General features: G+C 68.2%; 21 protein-coding genes. 9 read left to right on the forward strand and 12 right to left on the reverse strand.

Annotation, left to right across the window (positions count from 1 at the left end; translation table 11 throughout):
• The first annotated feature begins 140 nt into the window (after positions 1 to 140).
• The 3 genes from AC07M9_RS06535 to AC07M9_RS06545 are packed head-to-tail and all read left to right on the forward strand — an operon-like array spanning position 141 to position 3,144.
• On the forward strand, positions 141 to 1,895 hold the full coding sequence (locus tag AC07M9_RS06535; protein WP_494882332.1) for a pilus assembly protein TadG-related protein: 1,755 nt from the start codon (positions 141 to 143) through the stop codon (positions 1,893 to 1,895).
• Positions 1,892 to 2,494 (forward strand): TadE/TadG family type IV pilus assembly protein, encoded by a 603-nt coding sequence (locus tag AC07M9_RS06540; RefSeq protein WP_494882334.1) that lies wholly within the window; start codon positions 1,892 to 1,894, stop codon positions 2,492 to 2,494. The genes AC07M9_RS06535 and AC07M9_RS06540 overlap by 4 nt, the downstream gene beginning before the upstream one ends.
• The gene (locus AC07M9_RS06545; protein WP_494882336.1) at positions 2,491 to 3,144 is read left to right on the forward strand and encodes a TadE/TadG family type IV pilus assembly protein; all 654 of its coding nucleotides are present in this window, start codon (positions 2,491 to 2,493) and stop codon (positions 3,142 to 3,144) included. The genes AC07M9_RS06540 and AC07M9_RS06545 overlap by 4 nt, the downstream gene beginning before the upstream one ends.
• 46 nt (positions 3,145 to 3,190) lie before the next feature.
• On the opposite strand, the gene AC07M9_RS06550 is transcribed toward AC07M9_RS06545, so the two are convergent.
• The 4 genes from AC07M9_RS06550 to AC07M9_RS06565 all read right to left on the reverse strand — a co-directional run bounded on the left by AC07M9_RS06550 (position 3,191) and on the right by AC07M9_RS06565 (position 11,807).
• On the reverse strand, positions 3,191 to 5,245 hold the full coding sequence (locus tag AC07M9_RS06550; RefSeq protein WP_494882338.1) for a glycoside hydrolase family 97 protein: 2,055 nt from the start codon (positions 5,243 to 5,245) through the stop codon (positions 3,191 to 3,193).
• The gene (locus AC07M9_RS06555; RefSeq protein WP_494882340.1) at positions 5,242 to 6,861 is read right to left on the reverse strand and encodes an alpha-amylase family glycosyl hydrolase; all 1,620 of its coding nucleotides are present in this window, start codon (positions 6,859 to 6,861) and stop codon (positions 5,242 to 5,244) included. The genes AC07M9_RS06550 and AC07M9_RS06555 overlap by 4 nt, the downstream gene beginning before the upstream one ends.
• A gap of 49 nt (positions 6,862 to 6,910) precedes the next feature.
• Positions 6,911 to 8,740 (reverse strand): alpha-amylase family glycosyl hydrolase, encoded by a 1,830-nt coding sequence (locus AC07M9_RS06560; protein ID WP_494882342.1) that lies wholly within the window; start codon positions 8,738 to 8,740, stop codon positions 6,911 to 6,913.
• Positions 8,741 to 9,008: 268 nt separating this feature from the next.
• Positions 9,009 to 11,807, reverse strand: coding sequence for a TonB-dependent receptor (locus AC07M9_RS06565; RefSeq protein WP_494882344.1), 2,799 nt, complete (start codon positions 11,805 to 11,807; stop codon positions 9,009 to 9,011).
• A 293-nt stretch (positions 11,808 to 12,100) separates the two neighbouring features.
• On the opposite strand from AC07M9_RS06565, the gene AC07M9_RS06570 reads away from it, so the two are divergent.
• The 3 genes from AC07M9_RS06570 (at position 12,101) to AC07M9_RS06580 (ending at position 16,252) form a co-directional block, all read left to right on the forward strand.
• A complete protein-coding gene (locus tag AC07M9_RS06570) occupies positions 12,101 to 13,135 on the forward strand; it encodes a LacI family DNA-binding transcriptional regulator (RefSeq protein ID WP_494882346.1) in 1,035 nt (344 codons plus the stop codon).
• A 256-nt stretch (positions 13,136 to 13,391) separates the two neighbouring features.
• The gene (locus AC07M9_RS06575) at positions 13,392 to 14,918 is read left to right on the forward strand and encodes an MFS transporter (protein ID WP_494882347.1); all 1,527 of its coding nucleotides are present in this window, start codon (positions 13,392 to 13,394) and stop codon (positions 14,916 to 14,918) included.
• A gap of 176 nt (positions 14,919 to 15,094) precedes the next feature.
• On the forward strand, positions 15,095 to 16,252 hold the full coding sequence (locus tag AC07M9_RS06580; RefSeq protein ID WP_494882348.1) for an isovaleryl-CoA dehydrogenase: 1,158 nt from the start codon (positions 15,095 to 15,097) through the stop codon (positions 16,250 to 16,252).
• On the opposite strand, the gene AC07M9_RS06585 is transcribed toward AC07M9_RS06580, so the two are convergent.
• Positions 16,249 to 17,289: an NmrA family NAD(P)-binding protein gene (locus AC07M9_RS06585; protein WP_494882349.1), complete on the reverse strand. Its 1,041-nt coding sequence runs from the start codon at positions 17,287 to 17,289 to the stop codon at positions 16,249 to 16,251. The two genes, AC07M9_RS06580 and AC07M9_RS06585, sit on opposite strands and share 4 nt — an antisense overlap.
• 214 nt (positions 17,290 to 17,503) lie before the next feature.
• Between AC07M9_RS06585 and AC07M9_RS06590 the strand changes: the two genes are divergently transcribed.
• Together AC07M9_RS06590 and AC07M9_RS06595 are read left to right on the forward strand one after the other, a co-directional pair.
• Entirely contained in the window at positions 17,504 to 18,706 is a 1,203-nt protein-coding gene (locus AC07M9_RS06590) for a cytochrome P450 (RefSeq protein ID WP_494882350.1), read from the forward strand.
• A gap of 10 nt (positions 18,707 to 18,716) precedes the next feature.
• The gene (locus AC07M9_RS06595; protein ID WP_494882352.1) at positions 18,717 to 19,037 is read left to right on the forward strand and encodes a 2Fe-2S iron-sulfur cluster-binding protein; all 321 of its coding nucleotides are present in this window, start codon (positions 18,717 to 18,719) and stop codon (positions 19,035 to 19,037) included.
• A 12-nt stretch (positions 19,038 to 19,049) separates the two neighbouring features.
• On the opposite strand, the gene AC07M9_RS06600 is transcribed toward AC07M9_RS06595, so the two are convergent.
• The 4 genes from AC07M9_RS06600 to AC07M9_RS06615 form a co-directional block, all read right to left on the reverse strand.
• Positions 19,050 to 19,679, reverse strand: coding sequence for a molybdenum ABC transporter ATP-binding protein (locus AC07M9_RS06600; RefSeq protein WP_494882353.1), 630 nt, complete (start codon positions 19,677 to 19,679; stop codon positions 19,050 to 19,052).
• The gene (gene modB / locus AC07M9_RS06605) at positions 19,669 to 20,370 is read right to left on the reverse strand and encodes a molybdate ABC transporter permease subunit (RefSeq protein WP_494882355.1); all 702 of its coding nucleotides are present in this window, start codon (positions 20,368 to 20,370) and stop codon (positions 19,669 to 19,671) included. Before modB ends, AC07M9_RS06600 begins: the two co-directional genes overlap by 11 nt.
• A 7-nt stretch (positions 20,371 to 20,377) precedes the next feature.
• Positions 20,378 to 21,160 (reverse strand): molybdate ABC transporter substrate-binding protein, encoded by a 783-nt coding sequence (modA, locus tag AC07M9_RS06610; RefSeq protein ID WP_494882357.1) that lies wholly within the window; start codon positions 21,158 to 21,160, stop codon positions 20,378 to 20,380.
• 94 nt (positions 21,161 to 21,254) lie between these two features.
• Positions 21,255 to 21,635, reverse strand: coding sequence for a winged helix-turn-helix domain-containing protein (locus AC07M9_RS06615; RefSeq protein ID WP_494882359.1), 381 nt, complete (start codon positions 21,633 to 21,635; stop codon positions 21,255 to 21,257).
• 536 nt (positions 21,636 to 22,171) lie between these two features.
• Between AC07M9_RS06615 and AC07M9_RS06620 the strand changes: the two genes are divergently transcribed.
• Positions 22,172 to 22,375, forward strand: coding sequence for a hypothetical protein (locus AC07M9_RS06620; RefSeq protein ID WP_494882361.1), 204 nt, complete (start codon positions 22,172 to 22,174; stop codon positions 22,373 to 22,375).
• Positions 22,376 to 22,577: 202 nt separating this feature from the next.
• On the opposite strand, the gene AC07M9_RS06625 is transcribed toward AC07M9_RS06620, so the two are convergent.
• From AC07M9_RS06625 to AC07M9_RS06635, 3 genes are read right to left on the reverse strand one after another with little or no spacing between them, the layout of a single operon-like run.
• Positions 22,578 to 24,023 (reverse strand): efflux transporter outer membrane subunit, encoded by a 1,446-nt coding sequence (locus AC07M9_RS06625; RefSeq protein WP_494882362.1) that lies wholly within the window; start codon positions 24,021 to 24,023, stop codon positions 22,578 to 22,580.
• 1 nt (position 24,024) lies between these two features.
• Positions 24,025 to 25,575 carry a DHA2 family efflux MFS transporter permease subunit gene (locus tag AC07M9_RS06630; RefSeq protein WP_494882364.1) on the reverse strand — a complete coding sequence of 517 codons (1,551 nt, stop codon included), beginning with the start codon at positions 25,573 to 25,575 and terminating at the stop codon, positions 24,025 to 24,027.
• 5 nt (positions 25,576 to 25,580) lie between these two features.
• A complete protein-coding gene (locus tag AC07M9_RS06635) occupies positions 25,581 to 26,696 on the reverse strand; it encodes an HlyD family secretion protein (protein ID WP_494882366.1) in 1,116 nt (371 codons plus the stop codon).
• Between the last annotated feature and the right edge of the window lie 4 nt (positions 26,697 to 26,700).

A 26,700-nucleotide genomic window follows, 5' to 3' on the forward strand; every position in this document is an offset into this window, starting at 1 on the left:
CCGGTGGATTGGAAAAAGTTTCACGGCGGCCCTGGGACGCGGCCGAAGCCTCCGGAATCGTCGCAAAAACTTCCTTAAGACATTCCTGATAACCCGGCCCGATTATCCAGCTTATTCAAGAAGCGAGCCTGGTTTACAACATGCGCCAAGCACCTCAATTCGCCGTCCGGCTGTCGCGCGACGCCGGTGGCAACATCATGCCGATCGCGGCGATCGGCCTCCTGGTGGGCGCGCTTATAATCGGTTCGGCGGTCGACCTTGGCCGCACCTATCTTGCCGAGGAGCAGTTGCAGTCGGCCTGCGACGCCGGCGTGCTGGCGGGGCGCCGCGCGGTGACGACCAACGGCTTCGATGCCTCGTCCGAGGCTGCCGCCAAGGCGTTCTTCAACACCAATTACAACGACGCGGCACAGACCACGCGCGCGACCACGTTCGTTCCGGTCTCGACGGATGACGGCAATACCGTCACCGCCGTGGCGACGACGGTGCTCGACACGCTGCTCATGCGCGTGTTCATGAAGGACAGCTTCAACATCAGCGTCAGCTGCGCCAGTTCGATGGGCGTGGGCAACGCCGACGTCATGATGGTGCTCGATACCACCGGCTCGATGGCCTACGCGCTGGGAGACGGCACGCGGATCACGGCGCTGCGCACGGCGATGAAGAACTTCTACACGACCATGAGCAACGCGACCGCGAGTTCGAACGCGCGCATTCGCTACGGCTTCGTGCCGTTCAGCTCCTCGGTCAACGTCGGGCGGCTGCTGACCGATCTCGACACCCGCTACGTGGTCGACTCGCGCGCCTACCAGTCGCGCCAGTACGAGCCTGACGACTCGGGCGACAATGACACCACGGGAAGCTGGACCCAGATCTCGAGCCCCAGCTACACGTCGAGCACCTGCGACGGAAAGATCCCGGCGACGACGACCAGCGATGTCGGCTCGGGGTCCTCGAAGAAGCAGCGCCGGATCGAGTATTCCTGCCGGAAGTCCGGGAGCAAGTACTACATCAACTGGCGTCAGGTGGATCGTCCCTACGTGATGCACTACGAGCAGGTCACGTGGCCGACGAACGTGTTCAAGACCTTCGCCACCACGACCACGCCCACCGGCGACTACGGCGCCAACCAGAACACCACCTGGGGCGGCTGCATCGAAGAGCGCGAGACCGTCGCCGACACGACGTTCAGCTATTCCTCGACCGCCGGCATGTCGCCCAAGGCGGCGCTCGACGTCGACCTGGACAGCCTGCCCAACGTGAAGGACGATCGCACCAAGTGGGCGCCGATGTGGCCGCAGATCACTTATCTGCGGTACAACGGGAACAGCTACACCCGGTCCGAACCGATGATCAAAGGCGCGCTGGGCGGGAACTACTGCCCGGTGGCGGCACGCCTGCTCGGCGAGATGACCAAGACGGCGTACAACCAGTACGTCGATACGCTCAATCCCAGCGGCGGCACCTACCTCGACATCGGCATGATCTGGGGTGGGCGCCTCGCCTCGCCGCAGGGGATGTGGCAGGGGCTCGTCAACGACGACCCGGCCAACGGCGGCGAAGTCGCGCGGCACCTCATCTTCATGACCGACGGCGAAATGGAGCCCAATGCGTACATCCCGCAGGCCTGGGGCATGGAATACTGGGACCGGCGCGTGACGACCGATACGTCCAAGGACGCTGCGCGCCATACCTCGCGCTTCCTGGCGACCTGCGAGGCGATCAAGGACAAGGGCATCCGCATCTGGGTGGTGGCGTTCACCTCCGCCCTCAGCAGCGACCTCAAGGCCTGCGCCACGGACAACAGTTCCTACCTCGCCAACAGCGCCACGGACCTGAACACGGCCTTCCAGGAAATCGCCAAGCAGGTGGGCGAACTGCGGGTCGTCGAGTGACGCGGGCTACGTCTGACGGGCGGCGGCGTTCCTGCCGCGGCGACGAGCGCGGGGCGACGGTGGTCGAATTCGCGATCGCCGCGCCGATCCTCATCACCCTGCTGCTGGGAATCTACGACATGGGGCACTGGGCGTACCTGACGGCGGTGCTGCGCGGCGCGGTCAATCAGGCGGCACGCAGCGATGCCCTGGAAACGGCCGACACCGGCAAGGCGGACCTCTATGTCTCCAGCCTCGTGAAGGGCGTGGCGCCGGGAGCCACGGTCGTCTCCAAGCGCGTCAGCTATTACGACTTCGCCGATATCAAGCGCGCCGAGGCGTGGAACGACAAGAACGGCAACGGCACCTGCGACAACGCCGAGGCCTACACCGACGAGAACAAGAACGGCCAGTGGGATGCCGATGTCGGCACCAACAGCAACGGCGGCGCCAACGACGTCGTGCTCTATACGGTCACGGTCACGTACGCACCGGTGTTCTTCATTCCCTTCGGCACCAGCAAGAACACCGCGCGGACCATCAGCGCCAGCGTGGTCAAGAAGAACCAGCCCTACGCTCTCCAGCAGAAGTACGGCTCGGCATCGGGGAACTGCCCATGAGGACCCCACGCCTGCGCCCCGCGGACTTCGCGCGCCGCCTGCGGAGGGACAGCCGCGGCGTCTCGTTCATGGAATTCGCGCTGATCCTGCCGATCATCATCACGCTGGGATTCTACGGCGCGGAGCTTGCCTATATGGCGACGGTCAACATGCAGCTGGGCCAGCTCGCCTCGTCGCTGGCCGACAATGCCTCGCGCCTGGGGCAGACCGACAACAGCGCCGTCACGCCCACGGTCAAGGAAACCGACATCGATTCCGTCATGACCGGCGCCCTCGTCGAAGGTTCGAGCATCAAGTTCGAATCGAGCGGGCGCGTCATCCTTTCCAGCCTCGAGGTCGATCCCGCCACCGGGCGCCAGTACATCCACTGGCAGCGTTGCCGGGGCAACCTCAAGGCGAACTCGAAGTACGGAGCGGCGGGCGCGGGTCTCACCGGGACCAAGCTCACCGGCATGGGCAATCCGGCGATCACCGCCAACGCCAATTCGGCCGTGATGTTCGTGGAAATCTACTACACCTACCAGCCGCTGTTCGGCACCATGTTCGTGGGCACGCCGAGCTTCCACCGCGAATCGGCTTACATCATCCGCGATGATCGCAACCTGACCCCGGGCGTGACGGGCGGCAACGGCAAGTCGCTCTGCACCTGAGCATTGCCGCCCTCCACGGGCCCCCGGGATTACCCGCCGGCTTCTGTCAGCGCGCCGGCTCCAGCCTGATCGCGGTACCACCGCCGGGTGCCAGCCATACGTCCATCGTGTCGCCCTTGCGCACCGTGCGGGTGTCGTAGGCGATCGAGTGGCGTGCATCGGTGAGGTAGGTTGCGCCTTCGCCGTCCTTCCACACGCTCGCCTTGTAGCGCTTGCCGGGTTCGAGGAAGTCGAACCTGAGCGTCACGGTTCGCGCGGTCGCATCGTTGACGCCGCCGACGAACCAGCGCTTCGAGCCACGGTCCAGCCTCGCGAAGATCGCGTAGTCGCCCACTTCGCCGGCGATCAGGTGGCTTTCCGCCCAGTCGGTCGGGACGGACTCGATGAAGTCCATCTCGCGCGGGTACTTGTCGAGCTGTTCGACGAAGTCCGCCGCCATCTGGATCGGCGAGTAGATCGCCAGGTAAAGCCCCAGCTGCTTGGCAAGGGTGGAGGCCAGCGGCCCGTTCGCGCCTTCCAGGCTCAGCACGCCGGGGGTGAAGTCCATCGGGCCCGAGAGCATGCGGGTGTAGACCAGCGTCGGCTCGTGCTCGGGCCCGTTGGCGAACGTGCCCCAGGCGTTGTATTCCATGCCGCGTGCGCCTTCGCGGGCGACCCAGTTGGGGTAGGTGCGGCGCAGGCCGGTGTCCTTGACCGGTTCGTGGGCGTCGATCGCGATGTGATGGCGCGCGGCCGCCTCGACGACGGCGAGGTGATGGTTCACCTGCCGCTGGCCGTCGTGCCATTCCATGCGCAGCGGCCCGGCCGGATCACCCGGCTTGTCGGTATTGGCGATCACGCCGCCGGCGTCGGCGACATAGCCGGTCTTCACCACTTCCACGCCCAGCTTCTGATAGAGGGCGAAGGCGTCCTCCATCTGCGGTTCGTAGACGGCGATGTTGCCGCCGGTCTCGTGGTGGCCGATGAGGTGGACGCCCTTGGAGCGGGCGTACCGGGTCACCGCCTCGAGATCGAAGTCGGGGGTCGCCTGGGTGAAGCTGAACTCGTCGCCGTGCCCGAACCAGTCGCCGTTCCAGCCCTTGTTCCAGCCCTCCACCAGGACGCCCCGGAAGCCATGCTGCGCAGCATAGTCGATGTACTGCCTGGCGCGTTCGGTGGTGGCGCCGTGCTTCGGCCCCTCCGCCCAGGTCCAGTCGTTGCGGATCATGCCCCACCAGATGCCGATGTAGCGGGCGGGCTTCACCCAGCTGACGTCGCCCAGCTTGTTGGGTTCGTTGAGGTTGAGTTCGAGGTCGTTCTCGACCAGCCCGGCCGCATTGTCGGCGATGCGGACCGTGCGCCAGGGCGTGGCGAAGGGCAGATCGCGCACGACCCGGGCACCGCGCGACGAGGGCGAGAGCGTGGTGCGGAATTTCTGGCCTTCGGCGCGCTTGAACCAGTAGCCGGCGTAATCGACCAGGGCCGCCTCGTGGAACGACAGGTGAGTGCCGTCCTCCAGCTTCATGGTGATCGGCGTGTGCGCGGTGGAGACCGCGTCGATCGGGGTCTGCTGGTAGACCTGTTCGTAGCGGTTCCACTCGCCGCCGGGGATCCACCATGCGGTGCCCTTGGGGACGATATCGAACTCGGTGGTCTCCTCGGCGATGTTCATCGTCTTGAGGCCGGGCTGCTCGGGGATTTCGTAGCGGAAGCCGACGCCGTTGTCGAACAGGCGGAAGGTCACGTTCATGCGCCGCTGGCCGTAGGTCGCGCCCTGCTGGAAGCGCACCGTGACCTGGTTGTAGGTGTCCTTGACGAAGCGGCGTTCGCCCCAGGGCTGTTCCCAGGTGTCGTTGCCCTTGGCGGTTTCGCTGCCCGCGATGGTGAAGCCGCGGGCCATGTTGAGCCCGTCGGTCAGCACGAAGCCCAGCTTGCTCGGTGCGATCAGCAGCTTGCCCTTGCGCGAGAGCGACCAGGTCGGGCGGCTGTCGTTGTCGGTGGCGACGGTGAGCACGATCGAGCCGTCGGGAGAAGTGGCGGTGACCTCTTCGGCCAGCACCGGAGCGGCGGCGAATACGGCGAGGGCGATGCCGGCGCCGGCCAGCAGGTCGAACGGCTTCATGCGGTTTCTCCTTCGATGATCCAAAGGCCGCCCCAAGCGGGCAGCGTACCGGGCTTTGCGTCGTTCACGGCGGCGAGGACGCGGCCGTGGCTCGGAATTTCGGTTGGCCAAAGCGCGGCGTTCGGGCTGATGTTGAACGCGGCGATCAGGCTTGCGCCATCGAGCCTGCGGCGCAGCACGAGGCGGGTTTCGTCCGCGACCAGCACGTCGCACGAACCCCGGCGCAGCGCGGCGGTGCCGGCACGGAGCTGCAGCAATTCGCGCGTCAGGTTGAGCAGCGAGGCGGGGTCCGCCTCCTGCCGGTCGACCGCGCGTTCGAGGTTGTGCGGGCTCAGCGGAAGCCAGGGCGCCGAGGAGGTGAAGCCGCCGTGCTCGTCCTGCGCCATCCACGGCAGGGGAGTGCGCACGCCGTCGCGCGAGAGGGTGAGCGGCCAGTTGGCGATCGCCTCGGGGTCGCGCAGCTGCTCGAAGGGAATCTCGTCCTGCAGCAGGCCCAGTTCCTCGCCCTGGAACAGGATCGGGTTGCCCCGCAGCGACAGCAGCAGCATCGTCTTCATCCGCGCGAAGGCGCCGATGTCCTCCGGCGCGCACCAGCGGGAGAGCGCGCGCGGGGCGTCGTGGTTTTCGAAGGCCCAGCTCGGCCAGCCCATGCCGGGCTCGTCGGGCCAGAAGTCGAGGGCGGCGGCGATGCGCTTCGGGGTCAGGCTGTCGGCATAGAGGAAGTCGAAGCCGTAGGCGCTGTCGAGCCGGGCGGCCCCTTGCGTGAACGCCTTCATCTCCGTGCCGGAATTGAGGCCGCCGACCTCGGCCAGCGAGAACGTGCCGGGGTAGCTGGCGATCAGTGCCTGCAACCGCTCGATGAACGGCAGGATCGCGGGGTGCGACTGGTTGTGCAGCTGGGTCTGGTAGTCGTACGGCCGCGTGCGCAGGGCGCCGTCTTCGGGCGCGGGCGGATTGTCGCGCAGCATGGGGTCGTGCATCGAGTGGTTGAGCGCGTCGATGCGGAAGCCCGAGACCCCGCGATCGAGCCAGAACTTCGCCACGTCCAGCAGCGCCTGCTGCACGTCCGGGTTATGGACGTTGAGCTGCGGCTGCGAGACCAGGAAGTTGTGCATGTAATACTGCCCGCGCCGCGCATCCCAGCGCCATGCGGGGCCGCCGAAGATCGACTGCCAGTTGTTGGGCGGCGTGCCGTCCTGCTTCGGGTCGGCCCAGACGTACCAGTCGGCGCGGGGGTTGTCGCGGCTGGCGCGGCTTTGGGCGAACCAGGGGTGCTGGTCGGAGGTATGGGCGTAGACCTGGTCGACGATGACCTTGAGGCCGAGGTCGCGGGCCCTGGCGATGAGGGCGTCGAAATCCGCCAGCGTGCCGAACATCGGGTCGACCCCGCAGTAGTCGGAAATGTCATAGCCGAAGTCGGCCATCGGCGAGCGGTAGAAAGGAGAAATCCATACCGCATCGACACTTAGCCGCGCGACGTGATCTAGCCGCGCGGTGATGCCGGGCAGGTCGCCGATGCCGTCGCCGTTGGAATCGGCGAAGCTGCGCGGGTAGATTTGGTAGATCGCCGCGCCTTGCCACCATGGGGCCTGTGCGTTCGTGTCGGGGTTCGTCATCGCCGGTTCCGGGGCATCCATGTGTCGATAGGGAGGCATTAGCGCGGGGTTAGCGTGCGTCTGGGGCCGAGGCGGCGCAAACGGCGAAACCGAGCGGCGCAAGCGTAACCGTGGCCGAGCCGGGCGCGCTCGGCGCCGGGGCGCAGCCGCTTCCGGCCAGCGCGGCGAACCCGTGCGAGGCGGGGTCGACCTGTACCTGCGCGGACAGCGGCTTGGTCGAGGTGTTGAACGCCAGCAGCACTTCGCGCCCGTCCTTCGGATCGAAGCGCGAGACGGCGAAGAGGCCCGGCTCGTCCGACGCGGCCCGCAGGACCGTCGTACCCGAGGTCAGGGCCGGCGTCGCGCGCCGCAGTTTGGCAAGCTCGCCGATGAACCGGTAGAGCGGGTGCGCGGTGTCGAAGTTGGCCTGCGCGGTGGTCGCGTCGGTGCCGATCAGTGCCTCGGAATTGTACGCCGGGACTTTCGAGGCGAACATGTCCTGCCGGGAAAGCTGGTCGTTGCCCGCGCCGACGAAGCCCTGTTCGTCGCCCGAGTAGATCGTCGGCACCCCGCGCAGCGTCAGCAGCAGCGCATGGGCCAGCTTGTCGCGGGCGAGCAGTTCGTCGGCGCCGATGTCGGGGCGGGCCTGCCTGAGGAACATGCCCAGGCGCCCGGCGTCGTGATTGCCGAGGAAGGTGGGCAGCTGCATCGCGCCGGCCTTGCCGCCTTCGTAGAGGGCGTCGTCATCGACCAGGCGGGCCAGTTGCCGGGTGCCGTCCCTGCCGCCGCTCGCGGTGAGAGCCGCGCGCATGAAGGCGAAGTCGAGCACGGCGGGCAGGCCGGCATTGCGCGTCCACGAGGCGAGCAGGGCGGTGTCGAAGTCCTCGGTGGCGATTTCGCCGAAGACATGGAAGTTGGGCACGCCCTTCGCTTTGGCGCGGGCAATCATGGCGGGGACGAAGGCCCGCCAGAACGCGGGATTGACGTGGCGGGCGGTGTCGATGCGGAAGCCGTCGATCCCGAAGCGATCGATCCAGTCGCCGTAGATCTCGATCATGCCCGAGACCACGCGCGGGTTCTCGGTGGCGAGGTCGTCGAGCCCGACGAAATCGCCGTACTGCGCGCTCTCGCCCTTCCAGTCGGTGTTGCCGCGGTTGTGGTAGTAGATCGGGTCGTTGAGCCAGGCGGGGACTTTCACCTTGCGCTCGGCCTTGGGGACGACGGGGGTGTAGGCGAAGGTCGGGTCGGTGAGCCTGGCCCAGTTGTCGGCGGTGGGAACCGCGTCGCCCGCGAAACCGGGGTTGATCGCCGGGCCTCTGACGCCGCCGCGCCCCGAAAAGGGATAGTCCGCCCGCGAGCGGTACGGGAAGCCCTCGGCGGCGTCTTGCGCGTACCGGATCACGTCGGCGGTGTGGTTGGCGATGATGTCCATGTAGACCTTCATGCCCCGCGCATGGGCGGCATCGACGAGGGCCTTGAAGTCGGCGTTGGTGCCGAGGTGCGGATCGACCTGCGTGAAATCGGTGATCCAGTAGCCGTGGTAGCCCGCGCTTTCGGCGCCCTTCGCGCCCTGCACCGGCTTGTTCTTGAAGATCGGCCCGACCCAGATCGCGCTGGCGCCGAGACCCTGGATGTAGTCGAGGCGCTGTGTCAGGCCCTTGAGGTCGCCGCCGTGGTAGAAGCCCTTGTCGGTCGGATCGAAGCCGGTCTGGAGCTTTCCGCCCTTGAGGCCGCCCCGGTCGTTCGCGGTGTCGCCGTTCTCGAAGCGGTCGGGCAGGACGAAGTAGATCACTTCCTGCTCGGGCGTGCGGGCACGCATGTCCGTTTCGGGGCTGGCCGCCGCCGCGCCGTGGCCGAGGGCCAGTGCAAGGGCCATGAGCGAGGGAAGGAGGCGGTTCATCAGGCGTTCTCCGAGGACGGCATTCCCGGCTCGGCCGGGAAGCGATCGCGTTTCATGTCGCGCTGCGGACGGCCCGTCATCGTCACTCCGAAACGGCCTCGGGGCGGCGGCGATTTTCGGGCAGCGTCACCGCGGCCGGTGTGAAGACGTTGGGCGGAACCGGAAAGGGGAGGGAAGACCTCGCCGGTTCCGCCCGTCGGCGCCGCAGGTGGGGAGGAGGATCCCCTGCGGCGCCGGAAGCGCAATGACGCGAATGCCCGCGAGGCGCTCAGAACTTGTACGTGAAGCCGGCCAGGAAGCGGCGGCCGTAGGTCTGGTAGTCGATGACCTCGCGGTCGTCGCCGGGGTTGGTGGTGACGAAGGGCGCGTCGGTGAGGTTCTGGCCCTGGATGTAGAGGGAGAGGCCCTCGAGCGCGCTGCCCGGCTGGAAGTCGTAGCCGATCTGCGCGTCCACGATCGTTTCCGATGCCGCGCGGCGACGCACGCGGTTGGCCGCGAAGCCCGAGACTTCGCCAAGGAACGTCGAGCGATAGCGCACCGACCCGCGGGCGTTGAAGCCGGCCTTCTCGAAGTAGGCGGTGCCGTTGGCGACCCACTTGGAATAGCCCGGAAGCGCGCTGGCGGCCTCGCCCGGCGAGGGCTGGATCTTGCTCTTGGTATAGGCGACCGAGCCGGTCACGCCGAAGCCTTCCAGCGCCGATACGAAGGCGTCGAACGGCAGGGTCGTGGCGATCTCGACGCCGTAGAGCTTGCCGCCCTTGCCGTTGATCGGGACGTTGATCAGCGCGGTCTCGGCGAAGGGCACGTCGTCGTCCGCCGGGGCCAGCGCGAGGCTGCTGGTGGGGACGAGGACGTCCTGGTTGTAGACGTAGCTCTTGAGGTCCTTCCAGAAGAACTGCGCGGCGATGTAGCCCTTGCCGGCGAAGTACTTCTCGAACGTCAGGTCGAGCGCATTGGCGCGCCAGGGACGCAGGTCCGGGTTGCCCGAGCTGCCGCTGACCTGGGCGACGGGGGCGCCGCCGGCGTCTTCGGTCACCAGGTAGCTGAAGCTTTCCGAGGCGCGCATGTCGTCGAGGCGCGGGCGGATGATCTCGCGGGCGGCGGCGAAGCGGACCACGAACTCACCGGGGAAGCGCAGCGACAGGTTGAGGCTGGGCAGCACGTCGAGGTAGTCGGTGCTTTCCTTGCGCGCCGTGGCGCCGACGTTGGGCGAACCGTTCGGGTTGGTGCCGAGCAGGACGGCGGTGCCGCCGTTCGAGTTCTGGTCGGTCCACTGTGCCTGGACGCCGAAGTTGCCGGTCAGGTGCGCCGAGCCGATGTCGCTGTCGAGGTTGCCCTGCAGGTAGGCCGTCATCAGCCGCTCGCGGATCGCGTAGCTTTTGACCACGACATCGCCGTAGGGGTTGGCGACGCGGTTGTAGATCCCGTCGCGCACCAGCGCGGCGGGGTCGTAGCTGATGACCCGTCCGAGGCCGGCATAGCCGAGATCGGTCGTGCCTTCGCGGTACTGCTCGGGCACCACCACGCTGGTCAGGCCGTCGGTGTTGGCGGCGAGGCCCAGGAAGTATTCCTCGGGCACCAGCGTCTTGGAGCGGTTGGTGTAGTTCATGCCGACCTGGAACGAATGCAGCGGACCGCTTTCGAACTCATGCTCGACCTCGGTGCGGAACTGCCACAGCTCGTCCTTGATGTGACGGTTGTTGTAGTAGCCGTCCTGGCCGTTGCGGATGGCGGTGCCGTCGGGCGCGATCTGGGTGCCGCCCCAGCCCTGCGGGCTGGTCAGCAGGATCGTGTCGAAATCGCCGTAGTCCAGGCCGGGCGAGAACACCGAGCCCTTGGTGCCGGTGGCGAAACCGATGGTGTCATAGGCGCCGATCGTGTTGCGGCCGGTGCCGGCGTTGGTCTCGATCGTCAGTTCGCTGCGGTCGGTCTTGGAATAGCTGACGTCGAGGAAGGCGTTCCAGCCGTCGTCGCCTTCCCACTTGGTGTTCCAGCCGAACGAGTAGAGCTTGGCGTGGCGCTGGAACAGGTCGTTGCGCACCACGCTCTTGACGCCCGAGAACGCGCCCGCGGTGACCAGGCCATCCTCGACCGTGTAGCCCGGGTTCAGCACGGCGGTGTCGGGGTCCATGGCCAGCGGCATCTCGATGCCGCGCTTGATCTGGTCGTCCTTGAAGTCGGAATAGAACCCGTCGAGCGTGGTCGTCAGGTTCGGCGTCGGGCGCCATTCGAGCGTGCCGTTGAAGCCGAGGCGCTTGAGCTTGGTCGAGGTGACGAGCGCCTTGGCGCCGCCGATCACGCGGTCGCCGTTGGCGAGGTCCGAGTAGCCCCAGGCGTTGTATTCCTCGACCTGGTAGGGTTCGTCGGTGTAGCTGGCGCCCAGCGCGATGCCCAGCGTGTCGTTCGCGAACTGGTCCACGTACATCGCGTTGACGCGGTAGCCCTTGTCGGTCGAGCCGGCGTTGAGCTTGCCCAGGTCCGCATAGGAACCGCGCGCGCCGACCGAGACGATGCGCTTGCCCGCGTCGAGCGGACGGATCGTGCGCATGTCCACGGTGCCCGACAGGCCCTGGCCGACGAGGCTGGCCATCGGCGTCTTGTAGACGTTGACGGAACTCACGACCTCGGACGGATACTGGTCGTATTCCACCGCGCGGTTGTCGCCGGTCGAGGTCTGCTCGCGCCCGTTGAGCAGCGTGGTCGAGAAGTCGGGCGAGAAGCCGCGGATGGCGATCGAGTTCGAACGGCCGTTGACGCGCTGCGAGGTCAGGCCGGGCAGGCGGGCGATCGATTCGGCGATCGAGGCGTCGGGCAGCTTGCCGATGTCCTCGGCCGAGACCGATTCGACGATCTGCTCGGCGTTGCGCTTCTGGTTGATCGCGCTCTGCAGCGAGGCGCGGAAACCGGTGACCACGATCGAGCCGGCATCGTCGACGACCTCGTCACCCGTGGGTTGCTGGGCGTCCTGCGCATAGGCTCCGGCCGGCATGGCGGCGGCGACCAATGCAGCGGCGATGGCCATGCCGGACGACGTCCCGGCAGCCGAAATTGCTTTGTGAAGCGGCATTTCCTTGTCCTCTCCCTGACCCGGTCGGTTTTTTGCGAACCGTGCGACCGTAGTGTTCCTCCGAGGGTCCGCACATTGCTGCCGCGACTCCATCGACCCCTGTTGCTTAAGGGGATATTGCGATGCGCATAATATGGCATACGTATACGCAGATGCCGACGGGCGACGCTGCGTGGCTTCCATGCAACCTTCGCGACACGACTTAGGCGTGCAGTTCAAAGGGTTTGGAGCCAGGTCAACCCAGGTTGTTGCAATGCAGCACCACTCTGGGCGCAGCTATCGAGAAAAGAGAGATGGGACGCAAACCGACCAATCGACCGACCAGTTTCGACATCGCCTACCGGGCCGGCGTCTCGCAGCCGACGGTCAGCCGGGCGCTGCGCGGCAGCAAGTCGGTGAGCGCGGCGACGCGCGAGCGGATCGAGGCGATCGCGCGCGAACTGAACTATTCGGTCGACAAGAACGCCTCGTCGCTGCGTTCGCAGCGCTCGAACACCATCGCGCTGCTGTTCTTTGAGGAGCAGGCGCCCGAGGATTCCAGGATCAACCCGTTCTTCCTGGCGATGCTCGGCGCTATCACGCGCGCCTGCGCCAGCCGGGGCTTGGACCTGCTGATCTCGTTCCAGAAGCTGGAGGACGACTGGCACGTCCGTTACCAGGACAGCCACCGCGCCGACGGGCTGATCCTGCTCGGCTACGGCGACTACAAGCTCTATGAAAGCCGCCTGCGCCAGCTGGTCGGGCAGGGCACCCATTTCGTACGCTGGGGCAGCGTCGACGAAGCGAACATCGGCGTCACCGTGGGCTCGGACAACCTCGGTGCGGGCCGCATGGCGGGCGAGCATCTGATCGGCCTTGGGCGCCGCCGCATCGCGTTTCTGGGGCAGGCGGACGAGCATTACCCCGAGTTTGCCGACCGCTACCGGGGCCTGTGCGAGGCGCTGGAGGCAGCGAATATCGCGCCCGACCCGCGCCTGCAACGCGATGTCGTCAACCTCGAGGACATGGGCCACGCGGCGATGCGCACGCTGATCGCACAGGGCGTGGCCTTCGACGCGGTGTTCGCCGCCAGCGACACCATCGCGGTGGGCGCCATGCGCGCGCTGGCCGAGGCGGGGCTGGCGATCCCGGGCGACGTCGCCGTCATGGGATTCGACGACCTTCCCGCCGCCAGCATGACCAACCCGCCGCTCACCACCGTGATGCAGGACCTGCGATGCGCGGGCGAACTGCTGGTCGAGACGCTGGCGGGCCAGATCGAGGACCGCGAGACCCCCTCGCGCACCTTGCCCGCACGGCTGGTGGTGCGGCGCAGCACGGCCGGGTAGCGAAGCGACAGGATGTTCAAGGACTGAAGTAACACCTCGTCGTTCCCGCGAAGGCGGGGACCCCGCTTGTTCTCGTACGCAGCGGAGGATGGAAAAAGCGGGGTCCCCGGCTGCGCGGGGCCTACGGCGTGTGTGAGGAGGGGCGCTCGAGGTCAGTCCCTTGCATTCGTATGCGTATTGTCGCCTGGGACCCGCCATGCGAGGCAGTCGCCATATCCAACGCGGCACCAGTCCGCGCGGAACGGGGAAGGACGCGATGATCGACGCCACGACGGAAAAGCCGCGCCAGGGCTGGGCGGGGCTGTGGAACATCAGCTTCGGCTTCTTCGGCATCCAGATCGGTTTCGCCCTCCAGAACGCGAACATGAGCCGCGTCTTCCAGTCGCTTGGCTCGGGCATCGACGACCTGCCGGCGCTGTGGGTCGCGGCGCCGCTGACCGGGCTGCTGGTCCAGCCGATCGTCGGCCACCTGTCCGACCGCACCTGGCTGGGCCGGCTGGGGCGGCGGCGGCCGTACTTCCTGGCCGGCGCGGTACTGGCGACGGCGGCGCTCCTGCTCATGCCCGAAAGCGCGGGGTCGGGCTCGGGCTCGGGCCTGCTGATGGCGGCGATGCTGCTGTGGATGCTCGATGCCAGCCTCAACGTCTCGATGGAGCCGTTCCGCGCCTTCGTCGGCGACATGCTGCGCCGCGACCAGCACACCGCCGGCTACGCTGTGCAGACCGCCTTCATCGGCTCGGGCGCCGTGGTCGGCTCGCTGTTCCCCTACGTGCTGGAGCACCTCGGCGTCTCCAATGCCGCCGGGGCGGGGGAGATTCCCGACACCGTGCGCTTCAGCTTCTGGGCCGGCGGAGCGGCGCTGCTCGCGGCGGTGCTGTGGACGGTTCTGACCACGCGCGAATACTCGCCCGAAGAACAGGCCGCGTTCGGCGACGGGCAGGGGGAAGACGGCGCCGCCGCCGCCTCGGCGCTTGCCGCGCGCAGCATGCTGGGCGGGTTGGCGTGGATCGCTGCCGGCGCCGTGGTCGCGGCGCTGGTGCGGGCATGGGCGCTGGAAAAGGAAGTCTACCTGCTCGCCGGGCTGCTGGCGGGCTACGGGGCGGCGACGATGCTGGCGATCCGGCTGGCGCGGGCGGGGCGCAGCGCCTCGATGCTGGCGGGGATCGTCGGCGACTTCGCAGGGATGCCGCCGCTGATGAAGCGGCTGGCCTTCGTGCAGTTCTTCAGCTGGTCCGCGCTGTTCATCATGTGGATCAACACCACGCCGGTGGTCGCGCAGTACCACTTCGGCTCGGCCGACCCGGCGAGCGCGGCCTACCAGGAGGCGGGTAACTGGGTGGGAGTGCTGTTCTCGGTCTACAACGGCGTTGCCGCCGTGGCCGCGCTGGCGCTGCTGCCGCTGCTCTCGGCGCGGCTGGGCAAGGCGCGGACCCATGCGCTGTGCCTCGTCGCCGGTGCCGCGGGGTTCGCAGGCTTTCTCCTGCTGCGCGATCCCAGGGCGCTGCTGGTGGCCGAGATCGGCATCGGCGTCGCCTGGGCCTCGATCCTCGCCATGCCCTATGCGATCCTGGCGAGCAGCCTGCCGCAGGCGAAGCTGGGCATCTACATGGGGCTGTTCAACGTCTTCGTGGTGCTGCCGCAGCTGCTGGTGGCGACGGTGATGGGCTCGATCATGAAAGCCTTCTTCTCCGGCGAGCCGATCTGGACGATGGCCTTCGCGGCAGGCACGCTCATGGTCGCGGCGGTGGCCGCGCTGCGGATCGGGGAGGGGGAGGCGGTTTAACCGGCCTGACCGGAGAGTCTGGCCTCGGGGCGACACAGTTCGAACCGCGACGGGATGGGGGCATGTATTGCAACGCTCGCAGGCGTTGCGGGATACGGTAACAATCCATCTTCGCGAAGCATCGTTATTGCTCTAGAGGCATCCGGGAGAGGCACTCAGCGAAAGGGTCAAAAGACATGCGCGCCACCCCCGATTTCGACTTCGCGCTGGGCGAGAGCGCGCAGATGATCCGCGACACCGTCGCCCGTTTCGCCGACGAGCGCATCGCGCCGCTGGCCGCCAAAGTGGACGCCGAGGACTGGTTCCCGCGCGAGCTGTGGCCCGAGATGGGCGCGCTCGGCCTGCACGGCATCACGGTCGAGGAGGAGTGGGGCGGCATCGGCCTCGGCTATCTCGAACACGTCATCGCGGTCGAGGAAGTGAGCCGGGCCTCGGCTTCGGTCGGGCTGTCGTACGGTGCGCACTCGAACCTGTGCGTCAACCAGATCCGCCGCTGGGGCACCGACGAACAGAAGGCGAAGTACCTCCCCCGCCTGATCTCGGGCGAGCACGTCGGCAGCCTCGCCATGTCGGAAGTCGGCGCGGGCTCGGACGTGGTTTCCATGAAGCTGCGCGCCGAGGCCGTCCCCGGCGGCTTCCGCCTCAACGGCACCAAGTTCTGGATCACCAACGGCACCTGCGCCGACACCCTGGTGGTCTACGCCAAGACCGGCGAGGGCTCCAAGGGCATCACCGCGTTCCTGATCGAAAAGGGCATGGCCGGTTTCTCGATCGGCCAGAAGATCGACAAGATGGGCATGCGCGGCTCGCCCACCTGCGAGCTGGTGTTCGACGACTGCCTGGTGCCGGAAGAGAACGTCATGGGCCCGCTCCACGGCGGCGTCGGCGTGCTGATGAGCGGGCTCGACTACGAGCGCGTGGTGCTTGCCGGATTGCAGCTCGGCATCATGCAGGCCTGCCTCGACACCGTCATCCCCTACCTTCGCGAGCGCAGGCAGTTCGGCAAGCCGATCGGCGCGTTCCAGCTGATGCAGGCCAAGGTCGCCGACATGTACGTCGCGCTGCAGTCCGCCCGTGCCTATGTCTATGCGGTGGCGCGGGCCTGCGATGCCGGGCAGACCACGCGCTTCGACGCGGCGGGCGCGATCCTGCTGGCGAGCGAGAACGCTTTCCGCGTCTCGGGCGAGGCGGTGCAGGCGCTGGGCGGCGCGGGCTATACCAAGGACTGGCCGGTCGAACGCTACCTGCGCGACGCCAAGCTGCTCGACATCGGCGCGGGCACCAACGAGATCCGCCGCATGCTTATCGGCCGGGAACTGATCGGGGCGGGCTAGGCCGCCTGCAGGCTGCGCCGCACGTAGTCCTCGAAGCGGGCCGGCTCGCGGCCGAGCAGCCAGCGCAGCGTATTGGCATTGCCCCGCCCGCCGGTGCGCGCCTGCCAGGCGTTGAGGCGGCTGACCGCGTCGACCACGTAGGCCGAAGCGGCGCCTGCCGCTTCGAGGCCGGCGACCAGCTGCGCGGCGGGCATTTCGCCGGACGCCACCGCCCGGCCGCTCACCGTGGCGATCAGCGCGGCGATCTCGGCCGTGCTCAGGGCCTCGTCGCTGGCGATGTCGTAGCTGGCGAGGGCGTGGCCGTCCTCGGTCGCGACCTTGGCCAGCACTTCGGCAAGGTCCGCCAGATCGACATGGCCCTGCCGCGCGCCGAGCGGGAAGGGCAGTTCGAGCGCCCCGGCATCGAGCGCTGCGGCCACGTCGATGTTCTGCATGAAGCTCTGCGGGCGCAGGATCGTCCATTCGAGGCCTGACTCGGCAAGGTACCCCTCGACCTCCAGCTTGGCGGCATTGCCCGGAACGCTGCTGGCCTGGACATGGAGCGCGGAGACATAGACGAACCGCTTCGTCCCGGCTGAGACGGCCGCGTCGATCATGCCCGTCCCCATCGCCGCCTCGCGCGGGTGGAAGGCCGGGGCGTAGTGGATCACGGTGTCGATCCCCTCGACCGCCAGCGCGCGGTCGGCCGGGTTCTCCAGATCCCCGCACAGGCAATCGACGGCGCGCGCGCGGCGGTCGCCGGTTTCGAGGTTGCCGGGGATGACCTCGATCGAGCGCGAGCGGCGGTCGCCGGTTTCGAGGTTGCCGGGAATGACCTCGATCGAGCGGCGATCGCCCGTCTCGAGGTTTCCGGGAATGACTTCGATCGAGCGGCGGTCTCCCGTTTCGAGATTGCCCGGAATGACCTCGATCGAACGCGCGCGGGTTTCGGGATAGCGGCAGAACCCGCGGATCGCGACATCGGGGTCCCGGCCGCGCAAGGCGTCGATCACATGGCTACCCGTCCGGCCCGTGGGCCCCACCACCAGAATGCGCATCGCTTCCCTCCATAATCCCGCGGGACCATTACCGGTGATGCCCTCGCAAGGGTACTGACAAGTCCCGTTAGACCGCGCCTGAAGGTCGCTGTCATTGCGGCGTGGGTCAAGCACCTCGAGCGAACTATGGCTTCCCGTACCCGGCATAAAGATCTACTGTGTATCACATAAATCGTGATCGTCCGCGAGGCGGATCCGGCGAGGGAGAGTCCAGATGACGACGGCGACCCAGGCCCCCACCGAGGCGACCGGCTGTCCGGTCGGCCATGGCCGCGACGACCGCAAGAGCGCGAGAGTGGCCGAGGCGAACCTCGCCCCCGCGCCGGGATCGCGCGTGATCGGCTCGTTCGCGCTAGGGCGCGACATCCTGCGCTCGCCGAAGGTGCGCCAGGCCGGTGCCAGCGCGGAAGTGGTCGACCTCAGCCATCCCGACGAGATATCGTTCTTCTTCCTCGACGGCGACCTGCACCGCAAGCGCCGCGCCGCCGTCGCCGGCCTGTTCGCGCCGAGAACCATCGTCACCCGCCATCAGGCGGTGATGATCCGGACCATGGACGGCATCGTCGCCGACCTTCAGGCGAGGGGATCGGCCCCGCTCGACGAACTGAGCTGGCAGATGGCGGTGGACGTCGCGGCCGACATCGTCGGACTGACCGACAGCGACACCAATGCGAACCTCGCCAGGCGGGTGAAGAAGGTGCTCGACGCCTCGGTCGGGCGCAGGCCCGGGCGGCTCAACGCATTGGTGTTCGCCGCCAGGATGCTGGTCCACGTCGGGGCCTTCTGGAAGCACGACCTGCTGCCCGCCATCGAGGCGCGCCGCAGGCAGCCGCGCGACGACGTGATTTCCCACATGGTCAAGGAGAACTACTCGAAGAAGGGCATGATCATGGAGTGCCTCAGCTACGGCGGGGCGGGCATGATGACGACGCGGGAGTTCATCGTCATGGCGGCGTGGCACCTGTTCGAAAAGGCGGACCTTCGCGAACGCTTCCTCGGCGGCGGGCAGGACGACCAGTTCGCCATCCTCGAGGAAATCCTGCGCCTCGATCCCGTCGCCTCGATGCTCCACCGCCGCGCGGCCGAGCCGGTCGAGGGCGTGCTGGCCGATGGCGAGACGGCGTGCATCTCGATCCGCGAGGCCAATGTCGACGAGGCCATCACCGGGCCGTGCCCCTTCCAGCTCGACCCCGACCGGGCGAAGCGCATGAAGGTCGCCGGGCCCTACATGAGCTTCGGCGACGGCCCGCACCGCTGCCCCGGCGCGCAGGTGGCGCTGCACGAGACGCGCATCTTCCTCGACCGGCTGCTGCGGCTTCCCGGCGTGCGGCTGGTGTCGGAGCCGGAGGTCCTGTGGAACCCGCAGATACAGGGCTACGAACTACGCGGCGCGGTCGTCGCCTGCGATCGCACCTGACCCGGCGCGCATGGTCGGCATCACCTTCGTCGCGGCGGACGGCCGCGAGCAGCGCATCGACGCCGCCAGCGGGCTCTCGCTGATGGAGAACGCCCTCGCGGGCGGGATCGAGGCGATCGAGGCGATCTGCGGCGGCAACGCCTATTGCGGCACCTGCCGCGTCCACGTCGAACCCGCCTGGCGCGCGGTGACGGGCGATGTCACCGAGATCGAGGAACCGATGATCGAGGCCAGCGGCGATACCGATCCCGGCGTCCGCCTGTCGTGCCAGATCCCGGTGACGGACGCGCTTGAAGGGCTCGTGGTCCGCACCCCGGTATCGCAGAGCTGACGCCGTCCCCGGTCAGGCCGGGGACGGCGCAACCGGCACGACGTGATCCGCCAGCCGCTCCACTTCCGCGCGGTCATGGCTGACGTAGAGGATCGGCAGCCGCAGCTCGTCGCGGATGCGCTCGATCAGGCCGAGGATTTCGCTGCGCCGGTCGAGGTCGAGCGAGGCGAGCGGCTCGTCCATCAGCAGGAATTGCGGCCCCGACAACAAGGCCCGCCCGATCGCGACGCGCTGCGCCTCGCCGCCCGAAAGCGTCGCGGGCATGCGATCGAGCAGGGCGCCGATGCCCAGCAGGTCGAGCGTGTGGTCCCAGTCGAGCGCTGGCTGCGCCGCGGGTTTCAGCCCGAACCTGAGGTTCTCGCGCACCGTGCGATGGGGGAACAGGCGCAGGTCCTGGAACACGTAGCCGCAGCGGCGGCGCTCCGGCTGGAGGTCGATGCCGGCGGCGCGGTCGAAAAGGACGGTGCCCGCGACCGTAATGTGGCCCTCCACGGGCCGCGCCAGTCCGGCGACGGCGTCGAGCAGGCTGGTCTTGCCCGCGCCCGAGGGGCCGAACAGCGCGGTCAGGCCGGGCCCGGCGACGAACGCGTAGCTCAGGCGCAGCGGCCCGCGCCGCAGCGTCACCGCGACATCAAAGGACATGGCGACCCTTCTCCTGCCCACTGCGCCGCGCCAGCCACTCCGACAGCACGAGTGCCGCCACCGAAAGCGCCACCGACAGCCCGGCCAGCCGCGCGACCTGGACGTCGGAACCCGGCATCTGCAGGGCGCTGTAGATGGCCAGCGGCAGCGTCTGCGTCTCGCCCGGAATGTTCGAGGCGAACGTGATCGTGGCGCCGAACTCGCCCACCGACCGCGCGAGGCCCAGCACCAGCGCGGCAAGGATGCCGTTGGCCGAAAGCGGCAGCGTGACGCTTGCGAAGGTGCACCACGGCCCGGCGCCGAGCGTTCGCGCCGCGCCTTCCAGCCTGCGGTCGACCGCCTCCAGCGACAGCCGCATCGCGCGCACCATCAGCGGCAGCGCCATGACCGCCGCCGCCAGCGCCGCGCCGGTCCAGCGGAACAGGAACGTGAGCCCGAACGCCTGCTCGAGGAAGCGCCCGGCAGGAGCGTTGGGGCTGAAGGCGATCAGCAGCAGCCACCCCGTCACCACCGGCGGCAGCACCAGGGGGAGATGGACCACGGCGTCCAGCAGGACCTTGCCCGGAAACCGCCATCGCGCGAGCACCCAGGCGAGCGCGAAGGCCACCGGCAGCGCCGCCGCCATGGCAACGCCGCTGACCTTGAGCGACAGCAGCAGGATCTGCCATTCGGCCGGCGAAAGAAGCTCCACGATGGCGCTATTTCGTCCCGAACCCGAAGCGGCGGAACACCGCCTTGCCCTCGGCCGACACGAGATAGCGGCGGAAGGCTTCGGCCTCCGGGTTGCGCGAGGAGGCGATCACCGCGACCGGGTAGCTGATCGGGTCGTGGCTCGAGGCCGGGAACACGCCGACGACGCGCACGCCCGGATCGGCGCGCGCATCGGTCGCGTAGACCACGCCCAGCGGCGCCGCGCCGCGGCTGACGAGCGCCAGCGCCGCCCGTACGCTTTCGCCCGGCGCCAGCTGGCCTTGCACCGAATTCCAGGCGCCGAGCCTCGTCAGGGCCTGCCTGGCATAGACGCCCGCCGGCACGCCTGAAGGGTCGGCGATCGCGAGGCGGCCGCTTCCCAGCGCCCTGGCGAGCGGCATGCCCGGCGCGATGCGCAGGCGCACGGTGCTGGCGCGCGGGGCGATCAGCACCAGCGAATTGCGCAGGAACGAAACGCGCGTGCCCTTGCGGACGAGGCCCTTGGCCTGCACCGCGTCCATCCATGGCTCGTCGGCCGAGACGAAGATGTCCGCCGGCGCCCCGGACTGAATCTGCCGGGCGAGCGCCGAGGACCCCGCGAACGAGATGCGCGGACGCGGATGCCCCTTGGCCGTCCACCCGTCCGCGGCGGCATTCATCGATTCCTGCAGGCTGGCGGCGGCCAGCACGAGCGGCGCCTGCCGGTCCGGCGCCGCCTGGATCTGGGCGGGCAGCGCGATGACGAACGCGGCCATCAGCATCGCCATCGAGCGGGCGAGGGACTTCAACATCAAGGGAACTCCGGGGGGATATTGTATCGCACAGTATATCGAGCGTGCGACATTGCAAGGCACGGTGGAGGCGGCGTTGGTCGCGGCGGGAGGGTCAGTCCTTCTGGCTGGCGCGCGGTTCGGGCAGCAGGCGATCCGCCAGCGCGTCGTAATCCGGTCCCCGCGAGGCCATTGCGATGCCGTCCTGCAGCGCGCGGTAATGGGCGAGCACGCTTTCGCCCAGCTCGGTCAGCCGCGCGCCGCTGCCGGCGGCGCGGCCCGGTGCGGTGTGGACCAGCGGGCCGTCCCAGCAGCGGTTCATCGCATCGACCAGCAGCCAGGCCCGGCGATAGCTCATGGTCATGGCACGGCCGGCTGCGGAGATCGAACCATGCTGCCGGATGGCGTCGAGCAGGTCCGCCTTGCCGGGACCCATGGCAATTTCGGCGCCGCAATGGATCTGAATCTTGATCTTGAGGCTGGGCTTGGCGGTCATGGCCCAAGCCTAGAATGCCCCATCGCCGGCGGCAAGGGCGCGGAAGGGCGACGGTGGCGGCTCAAAGCGACTCCGCGAATCGGTTTGGCTCCGCTGCGAAACGCCCTGTCTCCCTCTCCATAATCCCGACCCGGATGGGCCTCAGCGCCACGCGTGTTGCAGTGCACTGCCAATTTGGCCCGTGGCTGCTGCCATGCGGCAGATTTCCCCCCCGATTTATGCGCAACGATTGCGAGCCTCTGAAAATCCACCACGATCACCGATTTTGCACTGCAAAATCGACAGCTAACGGCAGCGAAAAATATGTCGTCGGCGAGATCAAAAATTACCCTCTAAGTGGATATAATTTCGCATTCTTTCCGGCGATTAAAATCATGTGAGGCGTTCGGGATATTCTGGAACAATCTGACAGATTTTGTTATATGTTCGACAGGTAACGAGCGGGACGTGACGCCAATAGGTGCACCCCGCGGGTTTGATCAGGATGTAGAGCGCCGGAAGCGCTTCGGACATCGTCTCGGCATTGAGGATGCAATATGAAGGTCGCCGAAGAGAACATTATTCATTTCGAACGCTTTTCCGAAACGGGGAGCTTTTCGACGAGATTGCCTGCCGGCATGGTTTATGCGGCGCAGCGCATGGGCCGCAGCGAGGAGGAGCACGATGGCCGCGGCCTGATCGTCGCGATCCTGCTCTGCATGGCCTGCTGGGCGGCGCTGGGATACTTCCTGCTGGCTTGACCCGCAATCTGCATGCGTATTCGCGCGTTGCCGCGTTAAACAGGCGCGGAAATAGCGGCGCGGTGTAAGCACGCGGTCGGTGTCTCCGGATTTGCCGGACGATGCACGCCTGCCGCGTGGATGGCGCCATGTTCCACAGGACTTCGTATCCGCGAGCAAGGCTTCGGTTCGGCCAAGGTGCCGGTGAGCGCCCCGCGCCGTTTCACCCCCCCGACTGTATATTCTCCGGCGTCCATCCCCCCGCCGTGGCGACGTAGAGCCGCGCGACGTTCTGGTACTGGCGGATCCGCGCGTCGAGCAGGGTGAGCTGAGCCCGCTGGTAGGCCCGGTTGGCGTCGAGGACCTGCAGGACTCCGCTGTTGCCCACCTCGAAGCTGCGGCGCGACAGTTTCAGCGAGCGCCCTGCCACTTCGGCCGCCTCCTGCCGCGCGGCGATCTCGCGGTCGTCGGTGTCGAGTGCCCAGAGCAGGCCCGCGACCTGGCCGAACGCTTCCTTCACGACCTGCCGGTAGCGCGCGGCCGCCGCGCGTGCTTCCGCCTCGGCCCCGCGTTTCTGGGCCTTGAGGGTGCCGCCGTGGAAGATCGGGGCGGAAAGGCCGGCGAAAAGGTCGAAGGCGTTGAAGCGGCTGCCGGCGATGCGGTCCGGCTCGGAGGTCGACTGCGTCAGGCTCGCGCCCAGCGTCACGTCGGGATAGAGGTCGGCGGTGGCCACACCCACGGCCGCGACCGCGGCGTGGAGGCGCGCTTCCGCTTCCAGGATGTCCGGCCGTCTGTGGACGAGCGCGGACGGCAGGGCGACGGGCACCTGCGCGGGCAGCACGAACGCGTCCAGGCCGAAGTCGGTCGCCTCCAGCTCGGCCGGCGAGAGGCCCAGCAGCACCGCCAGCATCGCACGGCCCTCCGCCAGCTGGCGTTCGAGCGCGGGCGTGGTGGCGCGGTCTCCCGCGAGCTGCCCCTGCGCGCTCAGCACTTCGACAAGCGTTCCCGCACCGGCCTTGCGCCGCGCCTCGGTCAGCGAGGCGTTGCGTTCGTCTTCCGCGAGCAGGGCGCGCTGCGTGGCGATGGTGTCGTTGAGCGAGGCGATGGCGAGCACCTGCGCGACCACCCGTCCCGCGATCAGCAGGTGCGCGGCCTGCACCGCGCGCGCCTGCGCCTGCGCCTCGGCGCCGGCCTGTTCGAGCGCCCGGCGGTTGCGGCCGAACAGGTCGAGGTCGTAGGAGACGCCGCCGCCGAGCGTGTAGAGGTCGAACTCGGGGTTCGGGATGTCCCCGCCGCCGAAGCTGTCGGACAGGCCGAAGGCGGCGAGGTTGACCTTCTGATACTCGGCGCGGGCATCGGCATCGACTTGTAGCAGCTGCCGGCCCCGGACGGCGGCGATCCGCTGGCGCGCCCGCTCGAGAGTCGCGCGGCTGGCGGCGAGGCTGTGGTTGCCGGTGATGGCCCGGTCGACGAAGCTGTCCAGCCGCGGCGAGGCGAAGGCCTTCCACCATTGCCCGTCGGGGCCCTGGCCCCAGGCAATGGCTTCGGCCTTGGCCGGTGCGCCATAGCCTGCCGTGGCCGCGGGCGCTTCGGGCGCCGTATAGTCCGGCCCGACAGTGGTGCATCCCGCGACGAGGAGGATCGGCGCGGCAAGGGAGAGGCGCTTCATGTCATTCCCCAATCGGAAGCGAGGCGGTGTCGACCGGGCTCCTGCTGGCCCGCAGCAGCAGCACCAGCGGTATGAGCATCAGCGTCAGGACGAAGACGAAGTGGTAGCTCGCGACATTGCCGACCATGGTCGCCTGGCGCGCCACTTCGCCGCTCAGCCGGGCGAGAGCCTCGGTCGAGCCGAAGTCGAGGTCGGGACGCGCGTAGAGCACGGCCGGGTTGTCGGGGCGCAGGCCCTGGACCAGCGTGTCGCGCGAGGCGGCGATGTCGCGGATGAACTGCACGTTGAGCACCGAGATGCCGATCGCATTGCCGACATTGCGGGTGAGCGCGTACATCGCCGCGCCCTCGTTGCGCAGGGCGGCGGGCAGGGTGGAGAACACCACCACCGAGATCGGCACGAAGATCAGCCCGCTGCCGAAGCCCTGCACGAAACCGATCGCCAGCAGCGCGCGCTCGTCCACGTAGAGGTCGATGTGCGAGTACATCAGCATGCTCGCGGCCATGATCGACAGGCCGGCGATGATGACCGCGCGCACGTCGATCACGGCGATGAGGCGCGTCACCAGCAGCATCGAGGCGAGCGTGCCGATTGCGCGCGGCAACCCGACGATCCCTGCGTCGAGCGCCGAGTAGCCGAGCAGCGACTGGGTCATCACCACGATCAGCGGGATCGTGGCGAAGGCGACGATGCCGATCATGATGCTGAAGATAGAGCCCACCGCGAAGTTGCGGTCGCGGAACAGCTCGGGGCGGATGAAGGTGTTCTTCGCCGTCGCCATGTGGACCACGGTGAGCCAGCCGGCGATGATGAGGATCAGGGCATAGATGCGGATCTCGCCCGAGTCCCACCAGTCGAGATGCGCCCCCCGGTCGAGGATGAGCTGCAGCGAGGCCAGGGCGATCGACACGGTGGCGAAACCGAACATGTCGAAGCGCGGATGCTCGCGGTTGGGGCGGCGGACCAGGAACGCCCACATGCCCGCGAACGAGAGGATGCCGAAGGGTACGTTGATGAAGAACACCCAGCGCCAGCTCAGGGCGTCGGTGAGGTAGCCGCCCAGCGTCGGCCCGATGATCGGCCCGGCCATCGAACCGAGCGCGAAGATCGCCATGGCCTTGGCGTGGTCCTGGGGCGGGTTGATGTCGAGCAGGATCGCCTGGCTGAGCGGCACCAGCGCCGCCCCGCACGCGCCCTGAAGGAAGCGGGCGAGGACGATGGTGGTGAGGTCGGTCGCCAGCCCGCATGCGGCCGAGGCGACCGTGAAGCCCGCGACCGAGACCAGCATCACCAGTTTGCGACCCAGCCGCCCGGCAAGCCAGCCGCTCAGCGGCGTGGCGATGGCGCCCGCGACGAGGTACGAGGTCAGCACCCACAGCACCTGCTCCTGCGAGGCCGAGAGGCTCGACTGCATGTGCGGCAGCGCCACGTTGGCGATGGTGATGTCGACCGCGACCATGGTGGAGGCGATCATCGACGGGATCGTGATCAGCAGCCGCCGGGCGCGGGTGGGGTAGACGGCCGGCTCGGCGGCCAGGGCGGCGGACGCCATCGCCGTCAGCGTGCCGCTGCCGGGGTTTGCGTGTCGGGCCTTAAGAAGTGGCGCTCGTGGCCGGTATCGACCTCGACATTGGTGCTGAGGCCGGCGCTGAGCGGGAGCCCGGCCGGGACCCGGTCGATCGTGACCTGCACCGGCACGCGCTGGACCACCTTGACCCAATTGCCCGTCGCGTTCTCGGCCGGCAGCACGGCGAAGCTGGAACCGGTGCCGGGGCTGAAGCTCTCGACATGGCCCCGCAGGTCATGGTCGGGGAAGGCATCGACGGTGATCCGCGCGGGCTGGCCGGCGCGCATGTAGCGCAGCTGGTCTTCCTTGAAGTTGGCCTGCACCCAGAATTTCAGCCCTGTCATGATGAAGACCGGGCGTCCGGGGGTGACGAAATTGCCGACCTGCAACTGGTTGACGCGGGTGACGACGCCGTCCTGCGGCGCGCGCACCACCGTGTCCGACAGGCCGATCCGGGCCTGTGCGAGCTGCGATGCGGCCTTGCGCACCAGCGGCTGGCGCTCGACGTCGCCGTCCACGGTGCCCGCAAGACTGGCGCGCAGCGAGTCGGCCTTGGCCTGCGCGGCGGCGATCGCGTCGCGCGCGGTCAGGGCGTCGGTCGCGGCCTCGTCGTATTGGGCGCGCGAGGATATGCCTTCGGCCTCGAGCGACTTCTGGCGCGCGGCCTCGCCGGTCGCGTAAGCATAGCGGGCGCGGGCGGCGCTGACCTGCGAGAGCGCCTCGCGGTAATCGGCGCGCAGCGAGCCCACATCGGTGCGGGCGTTGGCGAGTTCGGCCTCGGCCTGGGCGACATTGGCCTCGAACGTGCTCGCCTTGATGCGGAACAGGACCTGGCCCTTGGTAACGCGCTGGTTCTCGTGGACCTCGATCGCAAGGACGGTGCCTGCCACGCTCGGGCTGATCGCGACCATGCCCGTCTGGAGCGAGGCATTATCGGTCGATTCGTAGCGGCCCCCGGTCAGGTAGAGCCACGCGGCGGCGGCCAGAACCACGACCGGGCCGGCGATCATCAGCACCTTGCGAAGCGGGCGCTTGCGCGGCGCGGTCACCGTGACGAGGTCGCCTTCGGCAGGGGCCTCGGCCGCAATCGTGGTTTCAGCGTTCATGAAA

The organism is Novosphingobium sp. GW821-FHT09E05, assembly GCF_059416165.1.

Excerpts from the sequence above, each read along its gene's own strand:
- AC07M9_RS06535 (WP_494882332.1), top strand. The coding sequence starts at position 141 with ATGCGCCAAGCACCTCAATTCGCCGTCCGGCTGTCGCGCGACGCCGGT.
- AC07M9_RS06545 (WP_494882336.1), top strand. The coding sequence starts at position 2,491 with ATGAGGACCCCACGCCTGCGCCCCGCGGACTTCGCGCGCCGCCTGCGG.
- AC07M9_RS06550 (WP_494882338.1), bottom strand. The coding sequence starts at position 5,245 with ATGAAGCCGTTCGACCTGCTGGCCGGCGCCGGCATCGCCCTCGCCGTA.
- AC07M9_RS06555 (WP_494882340.1), bottom strand. The coding sequence starts at position 6,861 with ATGACGAACCCCGACACGAACGCACAGGCCCCATGGTGGCAAGGCGCG.
- AC07M9_RS06560 (WP_494882342.1), bottom strand. The coding sequence starts at position 8,740 with ATGAACCGCCTCCTTCCCTCGCTCATGGCCCTTGCACTGGCCCTCGGC.
- AC07M9_RS06565 (WP_494882344.1), bottom strand. The coding sequence starts at position 11,807 with ATGCCGCTTCACAAAGCAATTTCGGCTGCCGGGACGTCGTCCGGCATG.
- AC07M9_RS06570 (WP_494882346.1), top strand. The coding sequence starts at position 12,101 with ATGGGACGCAAACCGACCAATCGACCGACCAGTTTCGACATCGCCTAC.
- AC07M9_RS06575 (WP_494882347.1), top strand. The coding sequence starts at position 13,392 with ATGATCGACGCCACGACGGAAAAGCCGCGCCAGGGCTGGGCGGGGCTG.
- AC07M9_RS06580 (WP_494882348.1), top strand. The coding sequence starts at position 15,095 with ATGCGCGCCACCCCCGATTTCGACTTCGCGCTGGGCGAGAGCGCGCAG.
- AC07M9_RS06585 (WP_494882349.1), bottom strand. The coding sequence starts at position 17,289 with ATGCGCATTCTGGTGGTGGGGCCCACGGGCCGGACGGGTAGCCATGTG.
- AC07M9_RS06590 (WP_494882350.1), top strand. The coding sequence starts at position 17,504 with ATGACGACGGCGACCCAGGCCCCCACCGAGGCGACCGGCTGTCCGGTC.
- AC07M9_RS06595 (WP_494882352.1), top strand. The coding sequence starts at position 18,717 with ATGGTCGGCATCACCTTCGTCGCGGCGGACGGCCGCGAGCAGCGCATC.
- AC07M9_RS06600 (WP_494882353.1), bottom strand. The coding sequence starts at position 19,679 with ATGTCCTTTGATGTCGCGGTGACGCTGCGGCGCGGGCCGCTGCGCCTG.
- modA (WP_494882357.1), bottom strand. The coding sequence starts at position 21,160 with ATGTTGAAGTCCCTCGCCCGCTCGATGGCGATGCTGATGGCCGCGTTC.
- AC07M9_RS06615 (WP_494882359.1), bottom strand. The coding sequence starts at position 21,635 with ATGACCGCCAAGCCCAGCCTCAAGATCAAGATTCAGATCCATTGCGGC.
- AC07M9_RS06620 (WP_494882361.1), top strand. The coding sequence starts at position 22,172 with ATGAAGGTCGCCGAAGAGAACATTATTCATTTCGAACGCTTTTCCGAA.
- AC07M9_RS06625 (WP_494882362.1), bottom strand. The coding sequence starts at position 24,023 with ATGAAGCGCCTCTCCCTTGCCGCGCCGATCCTCCTCGTCGCGGGATGC.
- AC07M9_RS06630 (WP_494882364.1), bottom strand. The coding sequence starts at position 25,575 with ATGGCGTCCGCCGCCCTGGCCGCCGAGCCGGCCGTCTACCCCACCCGC.
- AC07M9_RS06635 (WP_494882366.1), bottom strand. The coding sequence starts at position 26,696 with ATGAACGCTGAAACCACGATTGCGGCCGAGGCCCCTGCCGAAGGCGAC.